Origin of the sequence: Pseudomonas oryzihabitans (genome assembly GCF_024652905.1) — a bacterium.
GTDB classification, from domain to species: domain Bacteria; phylum Pseudomonadota; class Gammaproteobacteria; order Pseudomonadales; family Pseudomonadaceae; genus Chryseomonas; species Chryseomonas benzopyrenica.
In genome coordinates, this window is record NZ_CP102428.1 from 709,370 (window position 1) to 725,272 (window position 15,903).

Genomic DNA, 15,903 nt, shown 5'->3' on the forward strand with positions numbered 1-15,903 from the left:
GGTGTGTCAGCCCAGCAATTCGCTCATGGCGATGATCTGGTCGGCTACCTGGATCAGCTTCTGTTGCTTGCTCATGGCCTGGCGGCGCATCAGGGTGTAGGCCTCGTCTTCGCTGCAGCCACGCATCTTCATCAGCAGACCCTTGGCCTGGTCGACCTTCTTGCGCTCCAGCAACTGCTGCTCACGGGCCTGGAGTTCGGCGCGTAGCGCCTGGTCGGTCTCGAAGCGGGCGCGGGCGACGTCGATGATGGCCTGCAGGCGACTGGTCTGGATGCCCTCGACGATGTAGGCGCTGACCCCCGACTGGATGGCCCGGCGCATCACCGCCGGGTCGTGCTCGTCGGTGAACATGACGATGGGGCGCGGCAGATCGCGGGTCACCAGGCAGACCTGCTCCATGACGTCGCGTCCGGGTGATTGGGTGTCGAACAGGATAACGTCCGGGCGCAGCGCCTCGATGCGCGCGGGCAGGTCGATGGTCAGGCCGGATTCCTCGATGACTTCGAAACCGGCCTCGATCAGCGCGGCCTTGAGGCGGCCGACCTGCTTGGGGGTGTCGTCGATGAGCAGAATGCGCAAGGTCGTTCTCCCTAGTGATCGCTGAGCGCGTGGATGGCGAAGCTGCGGACATAGCCGGCTGGGTCGCTGCCGTCCCAGGTGCGCCCGTCGAACAGGGTGCTGCTGCGCCGGGTGGGCGGAATCGCCAGGCCGGCGTCGATGGCCGCCTGCCGGTACAGCTCGGTGCACTGCACCGCCTCGGCGATGTCCAGGTAATCCGGATCCTCGCGCAGCAAGCCCCAACGACGGAACTGGGTGAGAAACCAGAGGCCGTCGGACAGATAGGGCGGATTGACCTCACCCTGGCGATGGAAGGCCAGCGGGTGCTGGTCTTCCCAGCGGCCATCGCGGCCGTCTTCGTAGTGACCGAGAAAGCGCTGGGCGAGCAGCGCCGGGTCGGTGTTCACATAGTCGGCGCCGCTGATCAGTTGAGCGGTGCCCAGACGATTCTCACGACTTTCCTCGATGAAACGACTGGCGTCGAGCAGGGTGCGGATCAGCGCCCGGGCGGTGTTGGGATAGCGCTCGGCGAAGCGGCCGGTGCAGGCCAGCACCTTTTCCGGGTGGTCCGGCCAGATGGCCTGGGTGGTGGTCAGGGTGAAGCCCTGGCCGCGGGCCACGGCAGCAGCGCCCCAGGGTTCGCCGACACAGAAACCGTCGACCCGGCCGGCGGCCAGATGCTCGGGCATCTGCGGGGGCGGCACCAGGGCGGTGCGCACATCGCGCAGGGGATGGATGCCCTGGGCGGCCAGCCAGTAGTAGAGCCAGAAGATATGGGTGCCGGTAGGAAAGGTGTGCGCCAAGGTCAAGGGCCTGGCGTCCGGTTGGCGGATCCGCTCGACCAGGGAGGCGGTATCCTGCACGCCTTCCCGGGCCAGGCTGCGCGCCAGATTGAGGCTCTGGCCGTTTTGCGCCAGCCCCATGAGCACCGCCATCGGCGTAGCGGCGGTGCCGCCCAGGCCCAGATGCGCGCCATAGACCAGGCCATAGAGACAATGGGCGGCATCGAGCTGGCCATTGAGCAGGTTGTCGCGCAGGGCCGACCAGGAGGGCTGGCGATGCAGATTCAGCGTCAGGCCATGGGGTTCGCCGAAACCCTGAGTCGCCGCCACGATCAGCGAGGCGGCGTCGCTCAGGGGCAGGAAGCCCAGATTGAGTTCGGGCTTTTCCGGGGCATCCGAACCCGCGACCCAAAGATTCGCGGCATGAGGGGAAGACAGGGCAGGCATGGGGTCTCCGGCAACTAACGGACGCCAGGGCACCTCTCTGTGCACCGCCATGGACGTCTCGACTGGGGCCTGCACCATTATGGTGACAGGCACGGCACCATTATCGGGCGCCTTCGTGGTCAGGGCGCCTGCGGGAAAGCGCTTCTGCAGCGGTCCGCAACACGGCCTAAAGAGGCAGCCCGGCTAAGGTTTGCCAGGAGACCGGCAAAACCCGCGCCAAGTCGCGGGCTGCCAGCGGAGAAGGCTACCGTTGCGGAATCAGCAGCAGGCGGTCGCGCCCATAGACGCGCTCCAGATTCTGCGGCTGCAGCGGCAGACTCTGGTACTGCCCCTTCGCCCAGCCCTTGCCCGGAGTGCCGGCCTGACTCGCCTGCAGGGGCTCGGCCAGGCCGAAGTCCACCACCAGGCGCAGTGCCGGCGCCAGCCAGGCCTGGTCATCGCCGCCCCAGTGGCTGGCGGTCAGGTCCAGGGTCGTGCCGTCGCCACCACTGGCATTGCCATCCAGGCGGTGCAAGCGGCCCCAGTGCCAGGCGGCGCGATCGCTGCCCAGCTTGGCCTCGCAGGTTTCGACGGCTCCGGCCAGCGCGCGGGCGAAGATCGCCGGCTTGTCTTCACGGGTAGGCGTGCTGACGTCATCCCAATAGGGGCTGTCGTCACGGGCCAGGAGATGATCGACGATGGCGTTGTAGCCGGTATCGCTGAGGGTGGTGAAGGCCTGCCAGGCCGGGCTCCGGGTGCCCCCCAATTCATCGGCGAAGGTCTTTTCGGCCAGGGCCTGCAGGAAGGCCTCGTAGAGCGCCGCATCCGCGGAGCCGGCGGCCAGGCGACCGTCGAAGCCCTGCAGACGGCGCAGGGCTTCTTCCGCCTGCTGGCGCTGGGTGGCCGGCAGGGCGGCGATGGCCTGGCGCAGTGGCGCGGCGAAGCCGGGGGCGTCGAGCTGGGTCTTGAGCTTGGCCGCCAGGGTGGTGGTCTGGTCCTGCTGCAGAGCCATGGCATCGCGGGTATCGAGGCGCGCGGAGCGCCCGGCCAGTTGTGCCAGGCGCTCCTGGCGCTCGGGGCCCGACCAGTTGCTGGACAGCTGCATGCCGTAGCCGCGCGGTACCACACGCTGGTTGGCGGCGCCCAGCCAGCCCTGGGCCGGATCCTGGTCGTAAGGGTGCAGCATGGGATCGGCGTAGCCATCCCAGGCATAGCGCTCGTCCCAGCCGGGCGAGGGCAGCAGCCCCAGACCGCTGCGGCGATTGGGATAGCGTCCGGTCACCTGCCAGCCGACGTGCTCGGCATCGGCGAACACCAGATTCCAGTCACTGGCGCGCAGCTCGCGGGCCAGTTCGAAGGCGCGCTCCACGTCCTTGGCGCGGGTGAGGTCGAAGAGGGCGTCCAGGCTCTTGTCGGCTTCCAGGCGGCTGCTGCGCAGGGCCAGGCCATAGCCATTGGCGCCCGGCGCCAGGGCCAGATTCAGCAACGGACCACGTGGACTGGTGTAGAGGGTCTCGCGACGGGGCTTTTCACCGCGGACGAAAAAGGTTTCCACCCGCTCGCCGGCGGGTTGCCACTGACCGCCGCTCTGCACCTGGAGACGACCGCCCTGGCGTTGCAGACGCTCGAGGTAGAGGTCCTGGCTGTCGCCCATCAGGGTCGCGGCGCCCCAGGCCAGCTTGCCGTTGTAGCCATCGAGCAGCAGCGGCAGGCCGGGCAGGGTGGTGCCCACGGCCTCGAAGCGCGGCGCCCTCAGGGTCACCAGGGTAAAGGGCGACTGGCCGTTGAAGGCGCTGACCTTGTCCACCGCGAGCAGGCTGCGCCCACTGCGGGTATGACCCGGTGTCGCTGCCCAGGCGGTGCCGGTGGGGCCGCCGAAGGGGGCGAGCTGAGCCAGCTGGCGCTGGACGTCCAGCAGGGCGTCGAGGCCAGGCAACTGGCCACGCAGATTCAGGCCGCGCAGCTTGGCGGTCTCCTCTTCCGGCAGGGGTTCGTCCGGGTAGGTGGGCAAGAGCCAGGCCAGGCGCTCGGGGCCGACTTGAGCGGCCAGGGCCAGCGCCGCGGTCTCCTTGCGCAGGTCCACCGCCTGGGCGAAGTTCAGCAGCTCGAAGAGCAGGGCGCTGTCTTCGGCTTTCCAGTATTCGGCGCGGTAGTCGTGGCCATCCAGCGCGACTCGCTCGCCGGCGCGATAGAGATAGGCGTTGACGCCCCGGGCATAGACTTCGAAGAAGGTCTTCAGACGCGGCGAGGCATTGCTGTAGGCCACCTGGGCAGCCTTGCGCAGATCCACGGTGCGCATGAAACGGTCGCTGTCCAGGCGGCTGTCACCGTAGGCCTCGGCCAGTCGACCCTGGGCCAGCAGGCGCAGCTCGACCATCTGCGCCAGGCGCTCGCTGGCGTGGACATAGCCGAGGGCGAAGAGGGCATCGTGGAAGGTGGTGGTCTCGATCAGCGGCTGGCCGTCGGCGTTGCGGCGCACCGAGGCGGTCTGCGCCAGGCCGCGCAGCGGCAGGCTTCCCTTGAGTTGCGGCTGGCTGTGGGTCGGCTGCTCTTCGCCGAAATACTGGCAGCCGGCAAGGGCGGTCAGCAGGCCGAGGGTAGCGAGGCGCAGGGGCGCACGCGGGCGAAACAGCAGAGGCGAGACCATGAACAGCGGACACTCCGGGCGGATGGATGCGAACGGGTGGCTACGTTAGCAGGGTCCGCCAGGGGAGCAAGCCTCGGGCGAGGGGTGGCGCCTGGGCGCTGCCGACAGGTCGTCTGCAGCGACGTCTAGCGCAGCGCCATCCAGATCAGCAGGGCGGCCTGGAACAGGCAGAACACCGCCAGGCAGCCGATGGCGAAACGCAGGGAGATGTCGTCACGGCGATAGAGGGCGATGCGGTCCTCCAGTTGGCGCAGGCTGGCATCGCGCTCGTCGATCACCCGGTCGCACTGCTCCAGCAGGGTGGCGCCGTCCAGCAGCGACAGCAGCTGGACCTTGTCGGCGTTCCAGTCCTCGCGCAGCTGGCTGACCCGCGCTGCCCGGCAGAGCTGCTGACGTTCGTCGTCCGTTGCGGTCTCGACGGTGAAGCCCTGGGCGCCGAGCACGTGGTCGCGGCGCTTGCGGCTGTCTTCGTCGAGGGCGTCGCGGCGTGCCAGGGGCAGGTCCTGCACCCCGTAGTGGCTCCAGCGCAGGCGCGCCCAGGCGGCGGCCCGGGCCAGCAGGAAGCGGCCCAGGCCACGTTCTTCCGGCTCAATCTGCAAGCCGCGTTCGGGCCCCAGGCGGATCTGGCCCTGGCGATGGTCGACCCAGACCTCCAGCACGTTCACCTCGCGGTGCAGCAGCTGACCAGGAATCTGCACCGTCAGTCGCAGCAGGCTCTCCTCGTCGCCATGGCGCTCGACCAGGCCGAGTTGCACGAAGCGCAGGGGGCGTGCCCCGACCCGTCGATCCGCGGGCTGGGGCATCAGTCGCAGCAGCTGAAAGCGCTCCGGCGGCAGGCTGGCCCAGGGATGGGGTTCATGGGGCGTGGCTTCGACGGCCGGCGATGCTTGGTCAGGGGTTTCCACGGGCAGGCTCCAGCTGTGCGCCTCCTGGGCGCCTTTGCCGGCTTATCGGCCAGTGGGCGGGGAACCTGAGCGCGCGACGAAGGCCGCCACCCGCTCGATCAGCTCACGGGCCAGGGGCAGGTTAGGGTTGTCGTAGGTGGGCAGTTGCGCCTGGAAGTCCGCCGGGGCGATGCGTAGCACATGGTTCATGCCGGCAATGATGGCCAGTTCCGCATCCGGCTTAGCGCGCTGCAGGGCGCGGGCATCGTCCACCTCCACCTGGACGTCATGGGTGCCCTGGATGATCAGCGCCGGGGCGTGGATGCCGGCGAAGGCCCCGGCCGGATCCTGGCGGAACAGCGAGATGAGATAGGGCTGGACGCTGGGGCGGAACAGCACCAGCAACTCCTTCGGCACCTCGGGCACCGGCGTGCCGCGCAGCAACTGGTCGATGATCCACTGGGCGCTGGCCAGACCGGCGGGCGACAGCTTGCCGGCCAGTTGCTCGCGCAGCACCACGTCGATGGGACGGCCGCTGCCGGCCAGGGTCACCACGCCGGCGACCGGCACCCGGTCGGCGGCCAGGCTGGCGATCAGGGCGCCTTCGCTGTGACCGAGCAGGATCACCTTGGAAAAGCGTGGATCGGCGCGCAGCAGCCGGATCCAGCCGACCAGGTCGTCGACATAGCGCTCCACGCTGAGGTGGCTCTCGTCCGGTTCGGCGCTACGGCTCTCGGCCACGCCGCGCTTGTCGAAACGCACGCTGGCGATCCGCTGCCGGCCCAGGGCCTCGGCCAGTCGCTGCAAGGCCGCGTTGCGCGCGCCGGGTCCGTTGCCGTTGCGGTCAAGGGGCCCGGAGCCGGAGACGAAGAGCACCACGGGTTGCGGCCGCTCGCTGCGCGGCAGGATCAGGCTGCCCTTGAGCACGCCGCTGCCGGTGTCGAGCTGGACGGGGCGATAGAGCACGGGGTCGGCCGCGGTGGCGAGGGCGGGCAGGGCGAGGCACAGCAGCAGGGAGAACAGCAGACGCATGACGAAGAGGGCACCGGAGGGCTGGGGTGTGGGGGCCTATCCCGCACACAATCCGTGTAAAAGACCACGGCGCGTGTAAAATCGCCCATTCCCATTTTGAATCTATACCTTTCACCCGTAGCGCGGAGCCCTCGCATGTCCGGCAATACCCTCGGCACGCTGTTCACCGTCACCACCGCCGGCGAAAGCCATGGCCCGGCGCTGGTCGCCATCGTCGACGGTTGCCCACCCGGACTGCCCCTGGACATCGCCGACCTGCAGCGCGACCTGGATCGGCGCAAGCCCGGCACCAGCCGCCACACCACCCAGCGCCAGGAAGCGGACGAAGTGGAGATCCTGTCCGGGGTCTTCGAGGGCGTCACCACCGGTACCCCCATCGGCCTGCTGATCCGCAACACCGACCAGAAGTCCAAGGACTACTCGGCGATCAAGGACCTGTTCCGCCCAGCCCATGCCGACTACGCCTATCATCACAAGTACGGCCTGCGCGACTACCGCGGCGGCGGTCGCAGCTCGGCGCGGGAAACCGCCATGCGCGTGGCGGCCGGTGCCATCGCCAAGAAGTACCTGGCGACCCAGGGCATCCGGGTGCGCGGCTACATGAGCCAGCTGGGCCCCATCGAGATCCCCTTCAAGACCTGGGACAGCGTGGAAGAAAACGCCTTCTTCAGCCCCGATCCGGACCGGGTGCCGGAGCTGGAAGCCTACATGGACCAGCTGCGTCGCGATCAGGATTCGGTAGGCGCGCGCATCACCGTGGTCGCCGACGGCGTGCCGCCGGGTCTGGGCGAGCCCATCTTCGACCGCCTCGACGCCGAACTGGCCTATGCGCTGATGAGCGTCAATGCGGTCAAGGGCGTCGAGATCGGCGCCGGCTTCGCCAGCGTCGCTCAGCGCGGCACCGAGCACCGTGACGAGCTGACCCCGGAGGGCTTCCTGTCCAACAACGCCGGTGGCGTGTTGGGCGGCATCTCCTCTGGCCAGCCCATCGTCGCCCACCTAGCACTGAAAGCTACCTCCAGCATCACCACTCCGGGTCGCTCCATCGACGTCCACGGCAATCCGGTGGATATCATCACCAAGGGTCGCCACGATCCCTGCGTGGGCATCCGCGCCACCCCCATCGCCGAAGCCATGATGGCCCTGGTGCTGATGGATCACCTCCTGCGCCACCGCGCGCAGAACGCCGAGGTGAAAGTGCACACGCCCGTCCTGCCCCAGCTCTGATCCGCGGACGGACGATGCCGGTTCCCTATTGGCGGCTGTCGGGCTTCTATTTCGCCTACTTCGCGCTGCTGGGGGCCACGGCGCCCTACCTGGGTCTGTACTTCCACCACCTGGGCTTTTCCGGCACCGCCATCGGTCAACTGGTGGCCATCCCCATGCTGATGCGGGTGCTGGCACCCAACCTCTGGGGCTGGCTGGCCGATCGCACCGGCCGCCGGCTGAGCATCGTCCGCCTCGGCGCCGCCTGCACCCTGCTGTGCTTCTCCGGCATCTACCTCGGCCAGGGCTTCGCCTGGCTGGCGCTGATCATGGCCGGTCATGCCTTCTTCTGGCACGCGGTGCTGCCCCAGTTCGAAGCCATCACCCTGGCTCATCTGCGCGATCAGCCGCAGCGCTATGCGCGCATCCGCCTCTGGGGCTCCATCGGCTTCATCGCCGCGGTGGCGGGGCTGGGCTGGGCCTTCGAGTACGTCAGCCTGGATCTCTATCCGGCCTATCTGCTGCTGGTGATGGCGATCATCCTGCTGGCCTCGCTGGCGGTGCCGGGGGTCAAGGTCGACCCCGGCCAGCGCTCCGAGGCGCCGGCCGAGCCGTTCCTGACCACCCTGCGCCAGCCGCGGGTTCTAGCCTTCTTCATCGCCGCGGCACTGATGCAGCTGTCCCATGGCCCTTATTACACGGTCTTCACCTTGCACCTGGAAGCACTGGGTTATGGCCGCGGCGTCATCGGCCAGCTCTGGTCGCTGGGGGTGGTCGCCGAGGTATTGATCTTCCTGGTGATGCCGCAACTGCTGGCGCGGCTGTCGCTCAACACCCTGCTGGTCGCCGCCTTTCTCATCGCCGCCGGGCGCTGGTGGCTGCTGGGCGCCCTGGCCGATCACCTCGCGGTGCTGCTGTTCGCCCAATTGCTGCACGCCGCCACCTTCGGATGCTTCCATGCCGCCGCCATCCAGTTCGTCCAATCCCATTTCGACCGCCGCCGCCAGGGCCAGGCCCAATCGCTCTACGCCGCCCTGTCCGGAGCTGGCGGTGCGCTGGGCGCGCTGTATGCTGGCTATGCCTGGCAGGTGTCCGGTGCCCTTGCCGCCTTTGCCGGCGCCTCCCTGGCGGCGCTGGCAGGGGCCTTTCTCATCCTCTTGTCCGTTAGGTCCAGTACGAAAAGTGCATGCGCTCGGTGATGCTTCGTTGAAAAACACTTCGGAATGCTCATTTACCTCTCGTAAACTCCGCTTCCTCAGCGTTTTTCGCCTCGCCTGACCGTTGCTCGGCGACTTTTCGTACAGAACCTAGGAGAACCCTCCATGATCCAGCAGCGTGAGCAACTGGCCCGGGAAATCATCGACGCCGGTCGCTTCCTCTATGGCCGCGGCTGGTCGCCGGCCACCAGCAGCAACTATTCGGTACGGCTGTCCGACAGTCGCTTGCTGCTGACCGTCTCCGGCAAGCACAAAGGTCAGCTGGAGCTGGACGACATCCTCGCCACCGACCTCGACGGCACCCCGCTGGAGGCCAAGAAGCCTTCCGCGGAGACCGCGCTGCACACCCAGCTCTATCGCTGGCAGCCGGAGATCGGCGCCGTGCTGCACACCCACTCGGTGAACTCGACGGTGCTCTCGCGCCAGCTCGAAGGCGATCGCCTGGTGCTGGACGGCTACGAGTTGCAGAAGGCCCTGCATGGCGTCACCACCCACGACGTGCGGGTGGAGATCCCGGTGTTCGACAACGACCAGGACATCCCGCGCCTGGCCGACAAGGTGCAGACCTGGCTGAACGTGCATCCCGACTGCGTGGGGTACCTGATCCGCGGGCACGGCCTCTATACTTGGGGCCCGCGCATGGCCGATGCCTTGCGCCACGTGGAAGCCTTCGAATTCCTCTTCGAATGCGAACTCAAGACCCGGAGCCTGCGTCCATGAGCCGACTGACCGTCTACCACGATGCCGAACCCCGCCAGCCGCTGAAGGTGATCAGCGATGGTGAGCACATCGCCGCCACCCTGGCCGAGGTCGGGGTGCGTTTCGAGCGCTGGCAGGCCACCGCCCCGGTGGCGCCCGGCGCCAGCCAGGAGGAGGTGATCGCCGCCTACCGACCGGAGATCGATCGCCTCATCCAGGAGCGCGGCTACCAGACCGTCGACGTCATCAGCATGCATCCCGAGCATCCGCAGAAGGAGGCGCTGCGCGCCAAGTTCCTCGAAGAGCATCGCCACAATGAAGACGAGGTGCGCTTCTTCGTCGCAGGCCAGGGCCTCTTCACCCTGCACATCGACGACCAGGTCTATGCCGTGCTCTGCGAGAAGGACGACCTCATCTCGGTGCCGGCCGGTACGCCGCACTGGTTCGACATGAGCGAGTCGCCGTCCTTCGTCGCCATCCGCCTGTTCGACAATCCCGACGGCTGGGTGGCCCACTTCACCGGCGTGGACATCGCCCAGCGCTTTCCACGCCTGGAGGTCGAGGCGTGACGATCAAGGCCATCCTCACCGATATCGAAGGCACCACCAGCGCCGTCAGCTTCGTCTTCGACGTGCTCTTCCCCTATGCCCGCGCGCACCTGCCGGCCCATGTGCGCGCCCATGCCGGAGAGCCGGCGGTGGCCGAGCAACTCGATGCCGTGCGTGCCGAAGCCGGCGAGCTGGACGCCGACGTGGAGCGGGTGATCGCCATCCTGCTGGAGTGGATCGCCACCGACCGCAAGGCCACGCCGCTCAAGGCGCTGCAGGGACAGGTGTGGGAGCAGGGCTATCGCGCCGGCAACCTCCGGGGGCACGTCTATCCCGACGCCGTCCAGGCCCTGCGCCAGTGGCATGCCGCTGGACTGCCGCTGTACGTCTATTCCTCGGGCTCGATCCAGGCGCAGAAGCTGATCTTCGGTTGCTCCGAGCATGGCGATCTCACGCCTTTGTTTTCCGGGTATTTCGATACCCTGACCGGCGGCAAGCGCGAGGCCGCCTCCTATGCCCGCATCGCTTCGGCGACCACCCATGCGCCGGCGGAACTGCTGTTCCTTTCCGATGTGGTGGAAGAGCTGGATGCCGCGCGCCAGGCCGGTCTGCCGACCTGCGGCCTGGTGCGTGCCGGTGGCCAGCTGGGCGACCATCCGTGCGTGGCGTCCTTTGCTGACATCGATCTCACCGCCTTCGGTTGAGGCCCATGGCCGGCGTCGCTGCCAAGCGAGCCGGCCGAACTCCACGCCCTCATCGCCAGTCCCAAGTGACGAGACCTGTGTCCTCGCAACGGGAGTCGCGACATGATCAATTCCACCATCGGCGGTGTACTGGGCTTCATCGTCTTCCTGCTCGACATCTGGGCCATCGTCAACGTCATCCGCAGTGACAGCACCAGCAATGCCAAGATCGGCTGGACCGTGCTCATCATCGTGCTGCCGGTGATCGGTCTGATCGCCTGGGCCGCCGCCGGTCCGCGCGGCAATCGCTCGGCCACCGCGCCTACCCATAAAGGCTAACCAGCACAACGCTGGAGCCTGTCACATCCAGCTCTTACAATGCCCGGCTTTTGGCCGGGCATTGTCTGTCTCGGCCCGCCACCTGCGGAGATCGACATGAGCGACTACCTAGAAACCCTCTACGACGGCTATGGCCAGAGATTCACCGTCGAGCGCCTGCTCCACGAGGTGCGTACCGAGCATCAGCACCTGGTGATTTTCCAGAACGCTGTGCTGGGCAAGGTGATGGCCCTGGATGGCGTCATCCAGACCACTGAGGCTGACGAATTCATCTATCACGAGATGCTCACCCAGGTGCCACTGCTCGCCCATCCGGCGCCGAAGCGGGTGCTCATCATCGGCGGTGGCGACGGCGGTATCCTGCGGGAGGTGACCAAGCACCGGGGTGTCGAGCACATCACCATGGTCGAGATCGACGGTTCGGTGGTGGAAATGTGCAAGGAGCACTTTCCTGGTCATTCGGCTGGCGCCTTCGAGGATCCGCGGCTGAATCTGGTGATCGACGACGGCATGAATTTCGTCGCCAACACCACCGAGCGCTATGACGTCATCATCTCCGACTCCACCGATCCCATCGGTCCGGCCGAGGTGCTGTTCTCGGAGAACTTCTACCAGGCCTGCCATCGTTGCCTGAACGACGGCGGCGTGATGGTGGCCCAGAATGGCACGCCCTTCCTGCAGCTGGACGAGGTCAGGACCACCGCCAGCCGGATGTCCGGGCTATTCGCCGACTGGCACTTTTATCTGTCGGCGGTGCCTACCTACATAGGGGGCGTGATGACCCTGGCCTGGGGCAGCAAGGACGCGACCTTGCGTCGGCAAGGTGCCGAAACCCTGGCGCAACGCTACAGTGATACTGGCATCCAGACCCGTTACTACACCCCGGAGCTGCATGCCGCCGCCTTTGCTCTACCTCGATACGTGCTGGAGGCCATCGGCAAGGCGTAAGCCCTGACGGTCGCGGCACCGTTCGAGTGCTCAGCCGCGACTCGCCGGGCGTCGGTAGCGACGGCTCGGCGAGAAGATCATCCGAACCAGAGGAGGGTTGTCCTATGTCCTTGTCGTTTGCCGATGATGTGAGCTTGAACCTGCTGCAGCGGATGAAGGAGGGTGGTTTCGACTTCGCCCGCTTCCATCCCATCGACTTCTTCGCCATCTTCGCCGACGAAGGCAAGGCCCGCATCGCTGCGGACCAGTTTCACGGCGAGTCCCTCAACACCCAGGTAATGCCCCACGAAGAGGGGGGCTGGCATCTGCAGGTCAGCAAGGTGATGTTCGCCACCCACGCCACCATCGACGATTTCGAAAGCGATCTTGAGGCGGTGGTGGTGCCTCTGGGCGGACAACTCGATGGCTGGGGCGTCACCCAGGAAGTCAGCCGCAGGTCCGCCTGATCCCTAGCTTGTCGAGGCGGCATCCCCAAGGGGATGCCTGTCTCATTCTCTGTAATCACTCCGCCGCTCAATCATCGCACTTTCCGCCGGGCGCACCGTCTTAGGCTCATGACGGAAACGTTGCGGTGCATGCGCACGCTTACGTGCCTGGCTTTGGTGCACCGCGCGACCCGCCGCCACGCAAGAGCTTGATCCACAAGGCTCTGGCGCTGGCACGCGGCTTGCGAAGCTGCACCGTGGGTGACAAGGAGATCGGCATGAGCCGCCAACTGTATAACGAGATGTATGACGCCCAGGCGCACTGTCGACCGCACTACGGTCGCTATGCGCAATGGCTGAGCGAGACACCCCCGGAACTCCTGGCCCAGCGTCGTCGCGAAGCCGACCTGCTGTTCCATCGCGCCGGTATCACCTTCACCCTCTATGGCGACGAGCAGGGCACGGAGCGCCTGATTCCCTTCGACGCCCTGCCGCGAGCCATCCCCGCCAGCGAATGGCAGATCATCGAGCGCGGCTGCATTCAGCGCGTCCAGGCGCTGAATCTCTTTCTCCACGACCTCTATCACGACCAGCGCATCATCAAGGCCGGGGTCATACCCGCCGAGCAGGTGCTGGCCAATGACCAGTACCAGCTGGCCATGCAGGGGCTGGACCTGCCCAATGGCATCTATGCGCACATCGCCGGGGTCGACCTGGTGCGCGATGGCGACGGCGCCTACTACGTACTGGAAGACAACCTGCGCACTCCCAGCGGGGTGTCCTACATGCTCGAGAACCGCAAGATGATGATGCGGCTGTTTCCCGAGCTGTTCACCCTGGAGCGCATCGCGCCCATCGACCACTACCCGAACATCCTGCTCGATACCCTGCGCAGCTCCACCCCGGTCAACAACCCCACGGTGGTGGTGCTCACCCCGGGCCGATTCAACAGCGCCTACTTCGAGCACGCCTTCCTGGCGCGGGAAATGGGCGTGGAACTGGTGGAGGGAGCCGATCTGCTGGTGCGCGACGAACAGGTGTTCATGCGCACCACCTCGGGCTTCCGCAAGGTCGATGTCATCTACCGCCGTCTCGACGACGCCTTCCTCGATCCCCTGGCCTTCAATCCGGACTCCCTGCTGGGCGTACCCGGCCTGCTGGCCGCCTATCGCGCCGGTAACGTCATCCTGGCCAACGCCATCGGCACCGGGGTGGCCGACGACAAGTCGATCTATCCCTATGTGCCGGAGATGATCCGCTTCTACCTCAGCGAAGAACCCATCCTCTACAACGTACCCACCTGGCAGTGCCGCAAGCCGGACGAGCTGTCCCATGTGCTGGCCAATCTGCCCGAGCTGGTGGTCAAGGAGGTCCATGGCTCCGGCGGCTACGGCATGCTGGTCGGCCCTACCGCCAGCAGCCTGGAAATCGAAGCCTTCCGCGCGCGGCTCAAGGCCAATCCCAGCGCCTACATTGCCCAGCCGACCCTGTCGCTGTCCACCTGCCCGACCTTCGTCGAGAGCGGTATCGCACCGCGGCACATCGATCTGCGGCCCTTCGTGCTGTCCGGGCGCAAGACGCGCCTGGTGCCCGGGGGCCTCACCCGGGTCGCCCTGCGCGAAGGCTCGCTGGTGGTGAATTCCTCCCAGGGCGGCGGCACCAAGGACACCTGGGTGGTCCAGGACTAGATCGCCAAGAAACAGTGGCCGCCACGGCGGCCTCGCAAGGACCTTTGAAAGGCGACCCCACCATGCTGAGTCGTACCGCTGCCGATCTGTACTGGATGTCCCGCAACCTGGAGCGCGCCGAGAATCTCGCGCGGATGCTGGACGTCAGCTATTCGCTGTCGATGATGCCGCAGAGCGGGCAGGGCGGAGGCCTGGACGAGCTGGCCATGCCGTTGCTCATCACCGGCACCCTGGATGACTACCGGGAAAAGCACGGCGCCCTGCACCCCGAGCGCCTGCTGCACTTCTTCGCCCTGGACGAGCGCAACCCCGGCAGCATCTATTGCTGCCTGCAAGCCGCGCGTAGCAATGCCCATGCGGTGCGTGGACGCATCACCGCCGACATGTGGGAGAACGTCAACGCCACCTGGCTGGAGATGCGCGAGATCGCCGTCACCGGCCTGATCCGCTTCGGCATCAGTCGTTTCTGCGAATGGGTCAAGGAGAGGTCCCACCTGTTCCGTGGTGCCACCGTCGGCACCATCATGAGAAACGACGCCTATCGCTTCATCCGCCTGGGCACCTTCGTCGAACGCGCCGACAACACCCTGCGCATGCTCGATGCCCGCTACCAAGTGCTGGGGGAAGAAGAGGCGGAAGCCATCAGTGACGCCTCCGCCCGCGGCTTCTATCAGTGGAGTGCCCTGCTGCGCGCCCTGAGTGCCTTCGAGGCCTATACCGAGCTCTACCGGGATGCCCTCAACGTGCGCAACGGCGCCGAGTTGCTGCTGTTGCAGGAAGACCTGCCACGCTCGCTGCTGGCCTGCGTGATCGAGCTGCACCGGGTGCTGGCCAGTCTGCCCGGGGAGAACGGCCGCGAGGCCAAGCGTCTGGCCGCGGGTCTCGAGGCGCGGCTGCGCTACACCAGCATCGACGAGGTGCTGGACGAAGGCCTGCACGCCTGGATCGGTGATTTCATCGTCCATGTCCGCCAGCTCGCCAGCGCCATCAACACCGCTTACCTGGAGGCCGTATGAGGCTCGCGATCCATCACGAAACGCTCTATCGCTATGCCGATCAGGTCCGCGCTAGCATCCAGTACCTGCGCCTCACGCCCCAGGACGATGCACGCCAGAAGATCCTTGGCTGGGAGCTGGCCTTGCCACGGCCGGCGCGGGCGCAACGCGATCCCTTCGGCAACATCCTCCATGTGCTGACCCTGGACACGCCCCACGACGCCATCACCATCACCGCCAGCGGCCAGGTGGAGATCGACGAGACCTTCGAGGCGGAACCCTGCCAGGCCTCGGCCTTTCCCTTTTTGCGTCAGACCCGGCTGACCGAGGCCGACGAGGCGTTGACCGCCTTCGCCCGTGAGGTCTGCGACGGGCGCCAGGATCGCGACAGCCTGATCCAGCTGATGGAGCGCCTGCATGAGCGCATGATCTATGTACCTGGCTCCACCGAGGTGGACGGCAATGCCGCCCAGGCCTTCGCCAAGGGCGCCGGGGTCTGCCAGGATCATGCCCATGCCTTCCTGGCCTGCGCCCGCAGCCTGGGCATCCCGGCGCGCTACGTGTCTGGCTATCTGTGCACCGACGACAGCGCGCACCTCTCCAGCCATGCCTGGGCGGAAGCCTGGCATGACGGCGCCTGGTACAGCTATGACGTAACCAATCGCCTGACCCGACCGGAGCGCCACCTGCGGCTGGCCATTGGCCTGGACTACCTGGATGCCTGCCCGGTACGCGGCATGCGCCGCGGTGGTGGGGTGGAGCACATGGAGGCCAAGGTGCTGGTCGAGCCGTTGCAGCAGGTGCAGCAACAGCAATAATCAGCACT

General features: G+C 66.8%; 16 protein-coding genes. 11 read left to right on the forward strand and 5 right to left on the reverse strand.

Annotated elements, in window-relative coordinates:
* Positions 1 to 6: 6 nt before the first annotated feature.
* The 5 genes from NRG74_RS03390 to NRG74_RS03410 all read right to left on the reverse strand — a co-directional run bounded on the left by NRG74_RS03390 (position 7) and on the right by NRG74_RS03410 (position 6,329).
* Positions 7 to 579 (reverse strand): ANTAR domain-containing response regulator, encoded by a 573-nt coding sequence (locus NRG74_RS03390; protein WP_017642176.1) that lies wholly within the window; start codon positions 577 to 579, stop codon positions 7 to 9.
* An 11-nt stretch (positions 580 to 590) separates the two neighbouring features.
* Complete coding sequence (locus NRG74_RS03395; protein WP_064308259.1) at positions 591 to 1,787, reverse strand: CmpA/NrtA family ABC transporter substrate-binding protein; 1,197 nt, start codon at positions 1,785 to 1,787, stop codon at positions 591 to 593.
* A 244-nt stretch (positions 1,788 to 2,031) separates the two neighbouring features.
* The gene (locus NRG74_RS03400; RefSeq protein WP_257705701.1) at positions 2,032 to 4,413 is read right to left on the reverse strand and encodes a penicillin acylase family protein; all 2,382 of its coding nucleotides are present in this window, start codon (positions 4,411 to 4,413) and stop codon (positions 2,032 to 2,034) included.
* 125 nt (positions 4,414 to 4,538) lie between these two features.
* On the reverse strand, positions 4,539 to 5,318 hold the full coding sequence (locus tag NRG74_RS03405) for a hypothetical protein (protein WP_257705702.1): 780 nt from the start codon (positions 5,316 to 5,318) through the stop codon (positions 4,539 to 4,541).
* Between the two features lie 42 nt (positions 5,319 to 5,360).
* Positions 5,361 to 6,329, reverse strand: a complete 969-nt coding sequence (locus tag NRG74_RS03410; RefSeq protein ID WP_257705703.1) for an alpha/beta hydrolase — start codon at positions 6,327 to 6,329, stop codon at positions 5,361 to 5,363.
* A 135-nt stretch (positions 6,330 to 6,464) separates the two neighbouring features.
* Between NRG74_RS03410 and aroC the strand changes: the two genes are divergently transcribed.
* The 11 genes from aroC (at position 6,465) to NRG74_RS03465 (ending at position 15,895) form a co-directional block, all read left to right on the forward strand.
* Positions 6,465 to 7,556, forward strand: coding sequence for a chorismate synthase (aroC, locus tag NRG74_RS03415; RefSeq protein ID WP_160923530.1), 1,092 nt, complete (start codon positions 6,465 to 6,467; stop codon positions 7,554 to 7,556).
* Between the two features lie 14 nt (positions 7,557 to 7,570).
* Positions 7,571 to 8,734, forward strand: coding sequence for an MFS transporter (locus NRG74_RS03420; protein WP_257705704.1), 1,164 nt, complete (start codon positions 7,571 to 7,573; stop codon positions 8,732 to 8,734).
* 123 nt (positions 8,735 to 8,857) lie between these two features.
* A complete protein-coding gene (locus NRG74_RS03425) occupies positions 8,858 to 9,472 on the forward strand; it encodes a methylthioribulose 1-phosphate dehydratase (RefSeq protein ID WP_017642183.1) in 615 nt (204 codons plus the stop codon).
* Positions 9,469 to 10,020, forward strand: a complete 552-nt coding sequence (locus tag NRG74_RS03430) for a 1,2-dihydroxy-3-keto-5-methylthiopentene dioxygenase (RefSeq protein ID WP_017642184.1) — start codon at positions 9,469 to 9,471, stop codon at positions 10,018 to 10,020. Before NRG74_RS03425 ends, NRG74_RS03430 begins: the two co-directional genes overlap by 4 nt.
* Positions 10,017 to 10,703 (forward strand): acireductone synthase, encoded by a 687-nt coding sequence (gene mtnC, locus NRG74_RS03435; protein ID WP_257705705.1) that lies wholly within the window; start codon positions 10,017 to 10,019, stop codon positions 10,701 to 10,703. Before NRG74_RS03430 ends, mtnC begins: the two co-directional genes overlap by 4 nt.
* Positions 10,704 to 10,808: 105 nt before the next feature.
* The gene (locus NRG74_RS03440; protein ID WP_026083979.1) at positions 10,809 to 11,021 is read left to right on the forward strand and encodes a PLD nuclease N-terminal domain-containing protein; all 213 of its coding nucleotides are present in this window, start codon (positions 10,809 to 10,811) and stop codon (positions 11,019 to 11,021) included.
* A 96-nt stretch (positions 11,022 to 11,117) separates the two neighbouring features.
* Entirely contained in the window at positions 11,118 to 11,969 is an 852-nt protein-coding gene (gene speE / locus NRG74_RS03445) for a polyamine aminopropyltransferase (RefSeq protein WP_257705707.1), read from the forward strand.
* 104 nt (positions 11,970 to 12,073) lie between these two features.
* Positions 12,074 to 12,415 carry a ribonuclease E inhibitor RraB gene (locus NRG74_RS03450; protein WP_257705708.1) on the forward strand — a complete coding sequence of 114 codons (342 nt, stop codon included), beginning with the start codon at positions 12,074 to 12,076 and terminating at the stop codon, positions 12,413 to 12,415.
* 257 nt (positions 12,416 to 12,672) lie between these two features.
* The gene (locus tag NRG74_RS03455; protein WP_017642188.1) at positions 12,673 to 14,082 is read left to right on the forward strand and encodes a circularly permuted type 2 ATP-grasp protein; all 1,410 of its coding nucleotides are present in this window, start codon (positions 12,673 to 12,675) and stop codon (positions 14,080 to 14,082) included.
* A 62-nt stretch (positions 14,083 to 14,144) separates the two neighbouring features.
* The gene (locus tag NRG74_RS03460; protein ID WP_017642189.1) at positions 14,145 to 15,098 is read left to right on the forward strand and encodes an alpha-E domain-containing protein; all 954 of its coding nucleotides are present in this window, start codon (positions 14,145 to 14,147) and stop codon (positions 15,096 to 15,098) included.
* Complete coding sequence (locus NRG74_RS03465) at positions 15,095 to 15,895, forward strand: transglutaminase family protein (RefSeq protein WP_017642190.1); 801 nt, start codon at positions 15,095 to 15,097, stop codon at positions 15,893 to 15,895. Before NRG74_RS03460 ends, NRG74_RS03465 begins: the two co-directional genes overlap by 4 nt.
* Positions 15,896 to 15,903 lie beyond the last annotated feature (8 nt).

Bases quoted from the DNA above. Each gene is read 5' to 3' on its own strand.
- NRG74_RS03395 (WP_064308259.1), bottom strand. From the start codon at position 1,787: ATGCCTGCCCTGTCTTCCCCTCATGCCGCGAATCTTTGGGTCGCGGGT.
- NRG74_RS03400 (WP_257705701.1), bottom strand. From the start codon at position 4,413: ATGGTCTCGCCTCTGCTGTTTCGCCCGCGTGCGCCCCTGCGCCTCGCT.
- NRG74_RS03410 (WP_257705703.1), bottom strand. From the start codon at position 6,329: ATGCGTCTGCTGTTCTCCCTGCTGCTGTGCCTCGCCCTGCCCGCCCTC.
- aroC (WP_160923530.1), top strand. From the start codon at position 6,465: ATGTCCGGCAATACCCTCGGCACGCTGTTCACCGTCACCACCGCCGGC.
- NRG74_RS03420 (WP_257705704.1), top strand. From the start codon at position 7,571: ATGCCGGTTCCCTATTGGCGGCTGTCGGGCTTCTATTTCGCCTACTTC.
- NRG74_RS03425 (WP_017642183.1), top strand. From the start codon at position 8,858: ATGATCCAGCAGCGTGAGCAACTGGCCCGGGAAATCATCGACGCCGGT.
- NRG74_RS03430 (WP_017642184.1), top strand. From the start codon at position 9,469: ATGAGCCGACTGACCGTCTACCACGATGCCGAACCCCGCCAGCCGCTG.
- speE (WP_257705707.1), top strand. From the start codon at position 11,118: ATGAGCGACTACCTAGAAACCCTCTACGACGGCTATGGCCAGAGATTC.
- NRG74_RS03450 (WP_257705708.1), top strand. From the start codon at position 12,074: ATGTCCTTGTCGTTTGCCGATGATGTGAGCTTGAACCTGCTGCAGCGG.
- NRG74_RS03455 (WP_017642188.1), top strand. From the start codon at position 12,673: ATGAGCCGCCAACTGTATAACGAGATGTATGACGCCCAGGCGCACTGT.
- NRG74_RS03460 (WP_017642189.1), top strand. From the start codon at position 14,145: ATGCTGAGTCGTACCGCTGCCGATCTGTACTGGATGTCCCGCAACCTG.
- NRG74_RS03465 (WP_017642190.1), top strand. From the start codon at position 15,095: ATGAGGCTCGCGATCCATCACGAAACGCTCTATCGCTATGCCGATCAG.